Annotated in this window: 11 protein-coding genes and 1 riboswitch; of the genes, 5 read left to right on the forward strand and 6 right to left on the reverse strand. The window is 65.1% G+C overall.

What is annotated here, in order from left to right:
- Position 1 precedes the first annotated feature (1 nt).
- Together A9K71_RS23815 and A9K71_RS23820 are read right to left on the reverse strand one after the other, a co-directional pair.
- Positions 2 to 304: a CcdB family protein gene (locus tag A9K71_RS23815; protein ID WP_067001839.1), complete on the reverse strand. Its 303-nt coding sequence runs from the start codon at positions 302 to 304 to the stop codon at positions 2 to 4.
- Positions 304 to 546: a type II toxin-antitoxin system CcdA family antitoxin gene (locus A9K71_RS23820; protein ID WP_067002201.1), complete on the reverse strand. Its 243-nt coding sequence runs from the start codon at positions 544 to 546 to the stop codon at positions 304 to 306. Before A9K71_RS23820 ends, A9K71_RS23815 begins: the two co-directional genes overlap by 1 nt.
- A 154-nt stretch (positions 547 to 700) precedes the next feature.
- Between A9K71_RS23820 and A9K71_RS23825 the strand changes: the two genes are divergently transcribed.
- Positions 701 to 1,639: a homocysteine S-methyltransferase family protein gene (locus tag A9K71_RS23825; RefSeq protein WP_067001842.1), complete on the forward strand. Its 939-nt coding sequence runs from the start codon at positions 701 to 703 to the stop codon at positions 1,637 to 1,639.
- A gap of 16 nt (positions 1,640 to 1,655) precedes the next feature.
- Here the strand turns inward: A9K71_RS23825 and A9K71_RS23830 are convergent, their stop codons facing one another.
- Positions 1,656 to 3,470, reverse strand: coding sequence for an ABC-F family ATP-binding cassette domain-containing protein (locus A9K71_RS23830; RefSeq protein WP_067001845.1), 1,815 nt, complete (start codon positions 3,468 to 3,470; stop codon positions 1,656 to 1,658).
- Between the two features lies 1 nt (position 3,471).
- Entirely contained in the window at positions 3,472 to 4,116 is a 645-nt protein-coding gene (locus tag A9K71_RS23835) for a thiamine diphosphokinase (RefSeq protein ID WP_067001848.1), read from the reverse strand.
- A gap of 141 nt (positions 4,117 to 4,257) precedes the next feature.
- A riboswitch (TPP riboswitch) is annotated at positions 4,258 to 4,373 on the forward strand.
- 42 nt (positions 4,374 to 4,415) lie between these two features.
- On the opposite strand from A9K71_RS23835, the gene thiB reads away from it, so the two are divergent.
- The 4 genes from thiB (at position 4,416) to A9K71_RS23855 (ending at position 9,670) form a co-directional block, all read left to right on the forward strand.
- Positions 4,416 to 5,423 (forward strand): thiamine ABC transporter substrate binding subunit, encoded by a 1,008-nt coding sequence (gene thiB, locus A9K71_RS23840; protein ID WP_067001851.1) that lies wholly within the window; start codon positions 4,416 to 4,418, stop codon positions 5,421 to 5,423.
- Between the two features lie 216 nt (positions 5,424 to 5,639).
- Positions 5,640 to 7,262, forward strand: coding sequence for a thiamine/thiamine pyrophosphate ABC transporter permease (gene thiP / locus A9K71_RS23845; RefSeq protein WP_067001854.1), 1,623 nt, complete (start codon positions 5,640 to 5,642; stop codon positions 7,260 to 7,262).
- Entirely contained in the window at positions 7,259 to 8,020 is a 762-nt protein-coding gene (gene thiQ / locus A9K71_RS23850) for a thiamine ABC transporter ATP-binding protein (RefSeq protein ID WP_067001857.1), read from the forward strand. Before thiP ends, thiQ begins: the two co-directional genes overlap by 4 nt.
- Before the next feature lie 207 nt (positions 8,021 to 8,227).
- On the forward strand, positions 8,228 to 9,670 hold the full coding sequence (locus tag A9K71_RS23855; RefSeq protein WP_067001859.1) for a M48 family metalloprotease: 1,443 nt from the start codon (positions 8,228 to 8,230) through the stop codon (positions 9,668 to 9,670).
- A gap of 78 nt (positions 9,671 to 9,748) precedes the next feature.
- Here the strand turns inward: A9K71_RS23855 and A9K71_RS23860 are convergent, their stop codons facing one another.
- Both A9K71_RS23860 and A9K71_RS23865 read right to left on the reverse strand, forming a co-directional pair.
- Positions 9,749 to 11,746: a caspase family protein gene (locus tag A9K71_RS23860; protein ID WP_067001862.1), complete on the reverse strand. Its 1,998-nt coding sequence runs from the start codon at positions 11,744 to 11,746 to the stop codon at positions 9,749 to 9,751.
- 156 nt (positions 11,747 to 11,902) lie between these two features.
- Positions 11,903 to 12,766, reverse strand: a complete 864-nt coding sequence (locus A9K71_RS23865) for an RNA polymerase factor sigma-32 (RefSeq protein ID WP_067001865.1) — start codon at positions 12,764 to 12,766, stop codon at positions 11,903 to 11,905.
- Positions 12,767 to 12,899 lie beyond the last annotated feature (133 nt).

Consider the following 12,899-nt stretch of genomic DNA (forward strand, 5'->3'; position numbering starts at 1 on the left):
CTCAGAAGCCCTGAAACAGCATGTCGAGCGCTGCAACGATCTCGTCGTGATGCTTCGCGAGGTTGAAACGGTTTTCCCCGAGTTCCGTCGCAGCCACCGTAGCGATCAGATGGGTGGCCATGACCAGCTTGCGTCCATTGATTTCGAAGACCGGATGCAGCTTCCGCATTGGCGGCGGCGCCGACGCGAGGGGCAAAAGCGGAACGACGACGCGCGTCTTGAAATTGTCGAGCAGGTCGGATTGAACCTCGAGGAGGTAGCCGCCTTCGATGCCGCTGGCGGCAAAGGCGTCATAGCGCGCCATCAGAACTGCCGATGCTCCTTGAGCGGAACGCCGTACGTGTCGACATACTCGTTCCAGGCATCCATGGTGGCGCGGTTTTCGAGCTTCCACAGCCGCGTTTTCTCGGCTGCCACGGCTTCTGCGATCCCGGCTTCGGCGGCACGAGATACATTCACGTTGAGCCCCTTGGCTTCCTTCATGAGCTGTGAATCGATCGATAGATTTGCCGGCTGGCGGACCGCATTTGCGGCAATCTTGCGCATGATAGCCTCCGCAACATGCGTATAGAATATGCGCATCACGCGAGTGCTGCAATGGATAGCTTGGACCAGCGCGACCTTCGCGACCGGACCGGCATGGCAAATTCGCCCTCAAATGCTATAGTCGCGCAAGCGGCAGGTCTGACCGGAGACGGCGATGACCAGTGCGAAGATCGACGTTCGTGAGCTGGGTGAAGCCGTTTTCCTGACCGATGGCGGCCTCGAGACCTCGCTTGTTTTTCTGGAAGGCCTCGATCTGCCCTCCTTCGCCGCCTTTCCGCTTCTTGGCGAGGAGGAGGGGCGGACGACGTTGGCCCGCTATTTCCGCCAGTATCTCGACATCGCCGACAAACACGGCGTCGGCTTCGTGCTCGATACCCCGACGTGGCGCGCCAATCCGGACTGGGGCGAAAAGCTCGGCTATTCGAAAGTCGCATTGTCGGGCATAGACATGCAGGCAGTGTCATGGGCGCGGGCGCTGGCTGCGCCCTATGTTGCGCGTGGCATGACCGTGCTGGTCAATGGGGTGGTCGGGCCCCGTGGCGACGGCTACCGCGTTGACACAGTCATGTCGCCCGCCGAGGCCGAGACCTATCACGGCGATCAGGTCAAGGCATTCCGCGATGCCAGCGCCGATATGGTCAGCGCCATTACGATGACCTATGCGCAGGAGGCTGCCGGAATAGCCTGCGCCGCGATGGCGGTGGGGCTCCCGTCGGTGATTTCGTTTACCGTCGAGACGGATGGACGCCTGCCTTCGGGGGAGAGCCTGAGAGACGCCATCGAGACCGTTGACGGCGAAACGGACGGCGCCCCCGCATATTTCATGATCAACTGCGCGCATCCGAGCCATTTCGACGCCGTCCTTGCCGGCGACGGACGCTGGATCAGGCGCATTCGCGGCGTGCGGGCCAACGCCTCCGCCAAAAGCCATGCCGAGCTGGATGCGGCGACCGAACTCGATCCAGGCGATCCTGTCGACCTCGGCCGGCGCTACCGCGCCATGCGCGACCGCTTCGGCCAGATAGCCGTGCTTGGCGGCTGCTGCGGCACCGACAGACGCCATATCGCTGCGATCTGCGAGGCCTGCCTCTGAGGCTTGCCTATAGCGGCTAGCCTTCCATCTCCTCGCGCAGCATCTCCAACTCCAGCCACTCTTCCTCAAGTGAGGCCAGCGTGGTGCGCTCCTTGTCGAGCGCGGCGATGGTCTTCTGGAACGAGACCGGATCGCGCTCATAGAAGGACGGGTCGGCGATATTGTTCTCCAGCCTTGAGATGGACGCGCTCACCGCCTCGATCTTCTTCGGCAGGGATTCCAGCGCGAACTTCTGCTTGAAGGAGAGCTTCTTGGCCGGGCTTTTCGCGCTGGTCTGTTCGGCCCTGGCCGTCGCTTCGTTCGCTTCAGCCTTCGGCCTTGCCTTGCGCTCCTCCAGCTTCGAGCCGCCGCGTTGCGCCAGCATGTCGGAATAGCCGCCGGCATATTCGATCCAGCGTCCGGCGCCGTCGGGCGCGATCACGCTGGTGACTGTGCGGTCAAGGAAATCGCGATCGTGGCTGACCAGGACGACCGTTCCGGCAAAGCCGGCGACCAGTTCCTGCAGCAGCTCCAGCGTCTCCATGTCGAGGTCGTTGGTCGGCTCGTCGAGCACCAAAAGGTTCGCCGGCCGCGCCAGCACCCGGGCCAGCAGCAGTCGCGCCCGCTCGCCGCCCGAAAGCTCGCGCACCGGCGTGCGCGCCTGCTCCGGCTTGAAAAGAAAATCCTTCATATAGGAGACGACGTGGCGCTGCTCGCCATTGACCACAAGGTTCTCGCCGCGCCCGTCGGTCAGGTAGTTCGCCAGCGTCTCCTGCGGGTCGACGGCCTCGCGCTTCTGATCGAGCGTTGCGATTTCCAGATTGACGCCAAGCCGCACGGTGCCGGCATCCGGCGCCAGCTCGCCGGTCAGCATCTTGAGAAGCGTCGTCTTGCCGACGCCGTTCGGGCCGACAAGGCCGACACGGTCGCCGCGCTGGATACGGGTCGAAAAGCCCTTGACCACGGTGAGGTCGCCAAAACTCTTCTCGATGCCTTTGGCTTCGATCACCAGCTTGCCGGATTCAGCGGCGTCGCTTGCCACCATCGTCGCCGAACCCTCGGCGCCGCGATGGCTGCGAAAACGCTGGCGCATGGCCTGCAGCTCGCCGAGCCGGCGCATGTTGCGCTTGCGCCTGGCGGTCACGCCATAGCGCAGCCAATGCTCCTCGCGCACGATCTGGCGGCCGAGCTTGTGCTGTTCGCGCTCTTCCTCTTCAAGCACCTGGTCGCGCCATTCCTCGAAATGCGCGAACCCCCTGTCCAGCCGGCGCGTCTGGCCGCGGTCGAGCCAGACGGTGGCGCGCGAGACGCGCTCGAGAAAGCGGCGGTCGTGCGAGATCAGGATCACGGCCGACGAGGTGCGGGCAAGCTCTTCTTCCAGCCATTCGATGACCGACAGGTCGAGATGGTTGGTCGGCTCGTCGAGGAGCAGGATATCGGGCTCCGGCGCCATGACGCGAGCGAGTGCTGCGCGGCGCGCCTCGCCGCCGGAAAGGTCGTTCGGCCGCTCCTCGCCGGTCAGGCCGAGATGCTCCATCAGATAAGTGGCGCGATGCGGGTCGTCGGCCGGCCCGAGGCCGGCTTCGACATAGGCGCGCACGCTGGCGAAGCCATCCATATCGGGCATTTGCGGCAGGTAGCGCACCGTTGCCGAGGGCTGGCGGAATACTTCGCCGTCCTGCGGTTCGATCAGCCCCGCGACGATCTTGAGCAGCGTCGACTTGCCCGAACCGTTGCGGCCGACAAGCGCGATCTTCTCGCCGGCGGAGGCGCTCAGTACCGCGCCGTCGAGCAGCGGCGTGCCGCCAAAAGTCAGTTTTATGCCATCCAGATTGAGAAGAGGCGGGGCCATGTCAGCTTTCGGGAAGAGGATAGGGGTGGGCGAGCAGCAGCGCCCGGCCACGCTCGAGCGCGATATGGAGCCGGCCCTTGACCTCATTTGATATGGTAAGCGAGGAGCCGAACGCCACCTCGACACCGTCCAGCGGCCATTTGGCGCCTGAGACCGTCAGGCCGGCGAGGTCGGAGAAGCCGAGCACCGAGAACAGCGTGCCGTCGGCGTAGTCGAAGCCGGCTTTGCCCGGCAGGATGGGCACGCCCTCCTGGGCGCCGCTGGTCAGCAGCACGGTCGTGCCCGCCTCGGCCAGCCGCACGCTTAGAGCCAAATGCAGAAAGGCATGATCGGCGCGCTTGCCGCCGAAGGCGCCGGCCAGCACCAGGCTGGTGGCGCCGCGCGCCAGCGCCTCGGCAATGGCGAGCTCGCCGTCGGTCATATCCTTCTCGGTCGGGAAAATCTTGCGCGGCACGGCGGCCAGATTCTCCGGCAGGCTCGCCGGCACCGAGTCGAAATCTCCGACCCAGAGCTCCGGCAGCAGGCCAAGCATATCGGCATGGCCGATACCGGCATCGGCGGCGATGATGCGGGAGCCTTCGATCTGGCGATCGAGCCGAGGCGTGCGGACGAGATCGCCGCCAAGCAGGATGGTGAATGTGCCCATGGCCGTCGCCCTTACCAGCCCGGCCAACGAAACGGAAGCGGGCGCGTCCAAACGGAATCGCACTTCGCTACCGCGGTGAACCCTGATGGATGCCCAGGAAACTTCCGCTTGCGCGCCGCATCGGCCGGGCCTATGTCTCGAAACGCTCTAACGGGGTGCCGGACGCTGATTTTGCGAACCGGCTGAGAGGCAACGAAAGCCAACCCGCTGAACCTGATCCGGTTTGTACCGGCGGAGGGATTAGACGTTTCGGACCATCCGACGCCTCAATTCCTTTAACGCGAACGAAGGAGGCGCCGATGCGCTCGTTATTGTCCAACATTGTTCTTGCAGTCGGCCTTGTTTCGCTTTTGGCAGGCGGACCTGCCGAGGCTAAAGACAAGCTTACCGTCTACACCTACGAAAGCTTCACCGCCGACTGGGGTCCCGGGCCCGCGGTGAAGAAGGAATTCGAGGCCGAATGCGGCTGCGATCTCGACTTCGTCTCGGTTGCCGACGGCGTGGCGCTGCTCAACCGCGTCAAGCTGGAGGGCGCCGGCACCAAGGCTGATGTCGTGCTCGGCCTCGATACCAACCTGACCGCGGATGCCAAGGCGAGCGGCCTATTCGCGCGGCATGGCGCGGTGGCCGATTTGAATGTGCCCGGCGGCTGGAAAGACGACACCTTCGTGCCTTTCGACTACGGCTATTTCGCCGTCGTCTACGACACCGAAAAGCTGAAGACCCCGCCGAAGAGCTTGAAGGAACTGGTCGAGGGCGCCGGCCCCGACAAGATCATCATCCAGGATCCGCGCACTTCGACGCCGGGCCTCGGGCTGCTGCTGTGGGTCAAGTCGGTCTATGGCGACAAGGCGCCGGAAGCCTGGGCCAAGCTGAAGCCGAAGGTGCTGACCGTGACGCCGGGCTGGAGCGAGGCCTATGGTCTGTTCACCAAGGGCGAGGCGCCGATGGTTCTCTCCTATACCACCTCGCCGGCCTACCACATGGTGGCCGAGAACACCGAGCGCTATCAGGCGGCGTCCTTCGAGGAGGGCGAATATCTGCAGATCGAGGTCGCCGGCATCACCAAAACCGGCGCGAAGAACCCGCTGGCGGAAAAATTCATAGCCTTCATGACCGGGCCCAAGTTCCAGGACATCATCCCGGAGACCAACTGGATGTTCCCGGCGGGCAAGACCGACAAGCCGCTCAACCCGGCCTTCGAAAAGCTGGTGAAGCCGACCAAAACCCTGCTGTTCAGCCCGGACGAGGTGGCGGCCAACCGCAAGGCCTGGGTGGATGAATGGCTGGCGGCGATGAGCAAGTAGGACGCAGGATGGCGCTTGAGCACCCGCCTCTGTCCGGCCGGCCACCTCCCCCGCAAAGGGGGAAATTCGCGGTCATCGGTGATTTCGCTAGCCGCCGACGATGTAGGAAGAGCGGCAAAGCTGCCAATCTCCCTCCTAGAGAGGGAGATGTCCGGCAAGACAGAGGGGGGCGCGACGGAACGCGGCGTTCGCTAGCTCGAGCCAACGTGGTGCAGCGTGCAATCCACGCCGCGCCCTGACCCTCGCATCACCGCCGGCATCATCGCCCTTGTCGCCATTACTTTGCTCATCGGCGGCGCCTTCGCCGGCCTCATCCTCGAAGGCGCAAGCGGTCCGTCCAGCGCTGCCGCGGCCTTCGACAGCTATCTGCTCCGCGTCGCCCGCTTCACGCTTTGGCAGGCGCTGCTGTCGACATTGCTTTCGGTCTTGCCGGCAGTGTTCGTCGGCCGCGCCCTGTCCAGGCACACCAACTTTCCCGGACGTCGCCTGATCCTGCAGTTGTTCACGGTGCCGCTGGCGCTGCCGGCCATCGTCGCCGCGCTCGGCGTGTTGGCGCTTTACGGCCATGCCGGTTATTTTGCCGGCATCCTCGGCACGTTCGGCGGTGGGGAATGGCCGGGCATTTACGGCCTCTCCGGCATCCTGGTCGCGCATGTCTTCTTCAACCTGCCATTGGCCACGCGGCTGTTCCTCGAGGCGCTCGGCACCGTGCCGGCCGACCAGTGGCGGCTGGCGAGCCAGCTCGGTATGGACGCTCGGTCGGCCTTCCGGCTGATCGAATGGCCGGCGCTGCGCACGGCGCTGCCTGGGGTCGCCGGGCTGGTCTTCATGCTGTGCATCACCTCCTTCACCATCGTGCTGACGCTGGGCGGCGGGCCGGCGGCGACGACGCTGGAGGTCGCGATCTACCAGGCGCTGCGCTTCGATTTCGATCCCGCGCGGGCCGTGACACTAACGTTTCTGCAGATCGTGCTGACCTTCGTCGTGGTCGCCATGCTGACGCGACTCGGCGCCAACACGGCCGGCGATACGAATCTGCCGGTAGCGCCACGCCGCTACCTTGCGGCCAGCACCACCGAGGCCGTGTTGAATGCCGGCCTGATCGTGCTTGCGCTGCTGTTCGTCGCCGGACCGATGGCGGCGACCGTGCTCGCCGGGCTGGAGGCGGATCTTGGGCGGCTGGCCGGCGAGGACGCCGTGCGTCGGGCGACGCTCACCAGCGCCGGGCTCTCCTTTCTCTCGGCGCTGCTTTGCGTGATGCTGTCGCTGTCGCTGATTGCCGCCCGACGCGCACTGGCCCTGCGGCGCCGCGCGGGCGGCGCCATGTCGCTGCTCGAACACGCCGCCGACACCGGCGCCGGTTTCGTGCTGGTCGTGCCGCCGATCGTGATCGGCGCCGGCTGGTTCCTGGCTCTGCGCAACATCACCGATGTGTTCGCCATCGCACCTGTCATGGTCGTCGCGGTCAATGCGGTGATGGCGATGCCATTTGCCATTCGCGCCGTCCGCCCTGCCTATGACGCGGCGAGCGAGCGCCACGAGCGACTCTGCCTGGCGCTCGGCATTTCCGGCTGGAACCGGCTGCGGCTGGTCGACTGGCCGTCGCTGCGGCGGCCCTTGGCCACCGGCTTTGCGTTCGCCATGGCGCTGTCGCTCGGCGATCTCGGCGTGATCGCGCTGTTCGGCAGCGATTCGGTCCAGACCTTGCCCTATCTTCTACTCGCGCGCATGGGCAGCTACCGGACCGCCGACGCCGCGGGGCTGGCCTTGCTGCTCGGCCTCGTCTGCCTGATGCTGGTTGTCGCCGCCGACTGGCTGGGACGGGAGGCAAAGGCATGACGAGGGATAATAATGGCATCGCGGCCACAAAGGGCCTGGCCGTCACGTTGGACGGCGTATCCTTCAGCTATGGCGAGGCATCCTTCCGGTTCGATGTCGAATTCGCCGCCGGCAGGATCACCGCCATCATGGGGCCGAGCGGTTCAGGCAAGTCGACGCTGCTCAATCTGGTGGCCGGCTTCGAATCACCCAATGCTGGCAAGGTGCTGATCGGCGGGATCGATGTCGACAATGCGCCGCCCTCGGCGCGGCCGGTGTCGATGGTGTTCCAGGAAAACAACCTGTTCGCCCATCTTTCGGTCGAGGGCAATGTCGGGCTTGGCCGCTCGCCATCGCTCAAGCTCACGGCCGACGACCACCGCGCGGTCGCGGAAGCGCTGGGGCGTGTCGGTCTCGCCGGCAAGGAAAAGCGGCTGCCGCGCGAGCTTTCCGGCGGCGAGCGGCAGCGCGTCGCGCTGGCGCGGGTGCTCATACGGGACCGTCCGGTGCTTCTGCTCGACGAGCCTTTCGCCTCGCTCGGCCCGGCGCTGCGCGAAGACATGCTCGATCTCATGGCCGGCATCCACGCCGAGCGACAGATGACCGTGCTTTTCGTCACGCACCAGCCGCAGGACGCGCGCCGCATCGGCCAGCGGATCGCGTTCGTCGACGAGGGCAGGGTCGCGGCAAGAGGGTCGGCCGCCGATTTCTTCGACGGTGCTGGACCGGAGGCCTTCCGGCGCTATATCGGCGATCGAGGCGGCAGCGTTGCCGGATGACAACACATTGCCCGGAAGCGGACATAATTTACGGCCAAACCGGTCGCGGGTGATCAGGCGTTTGCTTGCCTTGTCCGGGGGAGTGTGGCTAGGTCCGGCCATGCTGGTCCGAGTGGGCCGTGATTTGCCGAAAGATTACGAAAGGAAGCCGATCTGACGGCCGGCATCGAGAGAGTATGGACTAAGCCGCTGGCGCGATTTTTCGCGATGGCCGGCTTTGCCGTGGCGCTGGCGAGCTGCCAGATGTTCACGCCGCCGGACGTGCAGGAGTCCGGCTTCCAGCCCTCCGACAAGCCGATCACCGTCGACAATGTCGTCGCCAACGCCAGGCTGGCCGAAATGGCCAAAGCGCAGCATCCGCGGATTCTCGCCACCTATGGCGGCGAATATTCCGATCCGAAGCTCGAGCGCATGGTGGCCAAGGTCGTCGGCAATCTGACGGTGGTCTCGGCCAATCCGACCCAGACCTATCGCATCACCATCCTCAACTCGCCCAACGTCAACGCCTTCGCGCTGCCGGGCGGCTATCTCTATGTCACGCGCGGACTTTTGGCGCTGGCAAATGACTCCTCCGAGCTTGCGGCCGTCATCGCGCATGAGATGGGCCACGTCACCGCCAATCACGGGTTGCAGCGGCAGCAGCTCGAGGCCGAGGAAGGCTTGGCGACCAAGGTCGTCTCCGATGTGCTCGGCGACAGCCCGACCGCCAAGGCCGCTCTCATCCGCGGCAAGCTGAGGCTTGCGCAGTTTTCGCGCAACCAGGAACTGCAGGCCGACGCGATCGGCATCAAGTCGATCGGCGAAGCGGGCTATGACCCCTATGCGGCCGGCCGCTTCCTGCAGTCGATGTCGGCCTATACCGATTTCCGCTCGGTCAGCGGCGCCACGGATGCCAGCCTCGACTTCCTGGCCACGCATCCCAACACGCCGCAGCGCATCGAGCTGGCGCAGCGACTCGCCCGCAACTTCGGACCGCCCGGCGTCGGCACGCGCGACCGCGATGCCTTTCTCGCCGGCATAGACGGGCTGCTCTACGGCGACACGCCGGAAGAGGGCTATGTGCGCGGCCAGACCTTCCTGCATCCCGGCCTTGGCGTGTCGTTCTCAGTGCCCGAGGGTTTCGTCATCGACAATTCGGCGGCCGCGGTGACCGCGACCGGTCCGGGCGATATCGCCATCCGCTTCGATGGCGTGGCGATCGACAAGTCGGTGTCGCTCACCGACTATATCCGCAGCGGCTGGGTCGCCGGACTGGACGATGCCAGCGTGCGCCAGGAAACGGTCAACGGCAACGAGGCGGCGATGGCGCATGCCAGCGCGCAAGGGTGGCAGTTCGACATCGCGGTCATCCGGGCCGGCGGACAGGTCTACCGGCTGCTGACTGCGGCACCCTCGGCCAGCACCGCGCTGGAGCCTGTCGCGCGCTCCGTCAGCGGCTCCTTCCGCACGTTGAGCGCGGCCGAGAAGGCGGCGCTCAAGCCGCTGCATATCCGGGTTGTCACTGTGCAGCCCGGCCAGAACATGGGCACGCTTGCCGCTCAGATGGTGGGCGTCGACCGCAAGCTCGACCTGTTCCGGGTGCTCAACGCAATGTCGCCGGGCGCGAATGTGTCGGCCGGCGACAAGGTCAAGATCGTCACCGACAAGTAGGGTCGGCATCCGCGCAAGTGCTTCCGCAACGAATCAGCCGCGCGCTTCTATTCGGCGGGCGCGCGGCTGCCGCAGCAATCAGAGCCCGCCACTGCTGCCGCCTTCAGGGCTGCTCTGGCCGCCGGTGCTGCCCCCGCTGCCCTCACCACTTTGGCCGCCGCCGGACCCCGAATGATCGCCGCTACTGCCGCGCCAGGGCGCCGGTCCGGTATCGGTCTGAGGTGGTTTGACCACTGTCGGGACTGTCACCGTCGGCGTCTTCGGCGCGGGTGTGCGGACAACCTTTACCTTGGTGACTATTTTCGTCACGACCTTGGGCTTGCACACTGCGACCGTTAAGGTGCTGCGCGCGGGAAGGCCGAGAATGCTCATCGAATATGCCTCTTGCCGCGCGATGCCGGCTTTGAGGAAAGCCAAGGCGCGGGCCTCGTCGGCGGGCACGCCGTTGCGGCCATCCTTGAAGATCACGGCGAGATCGTTCATCGCGTTGACGTGCCCCATGGCCGCCGCCTTGAGCAGCAGGTCCAATCCCTTGTCGGTATTCTGCTCGACGTCGACACCATTGAACAAGGCTCGCCCCCAAGCGGCCATCGCATAGGGGTCTCCCTTGTCGGATGCTTCTGAATAGAAGCTGATCGCTTTCGCGGAGTCCGCGGCCGGTCCTATTCCGGACGAAGCGATATGGCCGAGCTCGAACATGGCGCGGACGTGCCCCCTGTCGGCAGCTTCCTGGATAGCTTTCCTGGCCTCGTCGACCTTGCCGGACGCCAGCAGCGCCCGCCCAAGCTCGTAGCGAAACCGAGCGACGTCGGGGTAGGCCTTCACCGCCGCCTGGCAGGCCTCAGCGGCCTCGCCGGCGATCTCGTTCTGCAAACGGCCGGACGCGACGCCCTGCAGGTCGAGCGGTGCGCCCGCCGCTTGGTCGCAGGGGTCGACGCTTGGCGACAGCTTCATCATCGCTGCCTTGGACGCGTTGCCGCCGCGGATTTGGAAGCCAATCTGGACCGGAGTAGCCGAGCCGATCTGCGGCTCGTAACGCAAATTATCGACTTCACCGGCCATCAGGCTGGAATCCGGAGACAGGGTCCGGTCCGGCAGCGACAGCGTTCCCGTTGCCGGATAGCTTGCAAGCTTCAGGCGCACCGCGGGGTCGTTGCTCGGGAAATCGAGCTTCAGCGGAACCGGACCGACGCCAACCGGGATGCTGATATCGCGATTTTCGATCGCCTCGGCGGCGCCGGTGAGGTGGATGCCGCTCTCCGGATCCGGCTGCTTCTGCTTGGCCGTGACCTCCTGACCCCCGGCGTCATCGTGGCGCATCAGCACCACCTCGTCGACCAGCGAGGAATTCTCCCACGGAACCTGCTTGCCGTTGGTGGCTTTGACCACGTCGCGGCGAACCGCCGCCATCACCGTGCGGATTTCCTGGTTGGGCGCCAACGCGTGGCGCGAAAAGGCAGATGAGAACGGGCTGAGGGCACCGCGCCCGTCATAGGCGACCGCGCCTGGCTCGGTGGCGAAGGCAATCAGCGTGTTCAGTGAGCTCTTCACCTGCGCAAGGCCGGCGTCGCCAGCGACGATCAGCTGGTCCCTCAGCCAGTAATCCTGGCGGGGGAACGGATTGTTGCGGCAGGCGTCGAGGATGATCACCTGGATCTTCGCTTTCGAACGCAATTGCTCCAGCACGTCGTCAAGCTTGATCGCCTGGACCTCGATGTCGGCGGCATCCTTCAGCGACGCGTCGACGGGGATCAGGAAATTCTCGCCGCCGATCTGAAAACCGTGGCCGGAATAGTAGACGACGGCCAGATCCGCACCGTCCGCCGCGGCGAGATAGTTGCGGAACCGCTCCTCGAACTGAAGCTTGGTCAAGTCCTTTGCGACGAACACGTCGAAGCCGGCCAGCCGGAACGTGTTCGCGACGTCCTGAGCATCTTTGTCCGGGTTTTTGAGAGCCGGAATATTTCGGTATTCGGCATTGCCGATGACCAAGGCAACCCTTCGATCGGCGCGAGCCTCGAACGCGGTGAAGCACACGAGAACCAGGGCTGCAAGGAACGCGCAGCATCGCAGCATGGCAAACCCCCATCCGCTAAAGTTGTGCAGTCAGGAAGACAGTTTACGCCGCGAGGGTCTGTTAAAGAATTCACAATCCATGGCTATGGATGCAGAAAAGCCGCCGGGATGGCTGACTGATGGCCTCCTGACGACTTCGAGTCGCTGCCTCGGCTTTCAGGCGGCTTCCGCCAGGAATTCGGGGTTCTGCTTCACCAGCGCCGCCCGCAGCTTTTCCATGGCGCGGGCTTCGATCTGGCGGACGCGTTCCTTGGAGATGCCGAGCGCCTCGCCAAGCGATTCCAGGGTGGCGCCGTCGTCGCTCAGGCGGCGCTCCTCGATGATGCGCAGCTCGCGCGCATTGAGCGCGCCGAGCGCGCTCTTCAGCCAGACCGCGCGGCGCTCGACGTCGATAGTTTCGCCGACGACCTCGTCGGGAAGCGGATCCTCCGAGACCAGGAAATCCATCCGCTCGGCGGCGCCGTTCTCGTCGGCAAGCGGGGTGTTGAGCGAGCTGTCGGGGGCCGAAAGACGCGAATCCATCATCGCCACGTCGGCTTCCGGCACGCCGAGCGCGGCCGAAACCTCGCGGTAAAGCGAGGCATTGGAGAGCGGCTCGGCGCCGTTGGCAAGGCGCGCGCGCAGCCGCCTCAGATTGAAGAACAGCGCCTTCTGCGCGGAACTGGTGCCGCCGCGCACGATCGACCAGTTGCGCAGGATATAGTCCTGCATCGAGGCGCGGATCCACCAGGTGGCATAGGTGGAGAAACGCACTTCGCGGGCGGGCTCGAAGCGGGCAGCCGCCTCCAGCAGGCCGACATGGCCTTCCTGAATGAGGTCGCCGAGCGGCAAACCGTAGTGGCGGAATTTGGAAGCCATCGAAATCACCAGCCGCATATGGGCGACGGTGATCAGATGCAGCGCGTCCTGATCCTTTTTTTCCCTCCAGCGTATGGCCAGGAGATGCTCCTCGTCGCGCTCGAGATAGGGAGCCTTCATTGCCGCCCGGACCAGTGTCCGTCCTGCCACATCCTCGATCATGCCGGCTCCTTTTGGCGGTCGTTGCACTGGATGACGGTTGAAATGACGTCGCAGCGCCCTACAACAGCCAGCAACGTGCCAGAAGCGCGAATGGTTCCGTAGTGCCGGCGGATGCATATGCCTGCCGAAAACG

The organism is Mesorhizobium sp. WSM3873 (genome assembly GCF_001672445.1).
GTDB lineage: Bacteria > Pseudomonadota > Alphaproteobacteria > Rhizobiales > Rhizobiaceae > Mesorhizobium.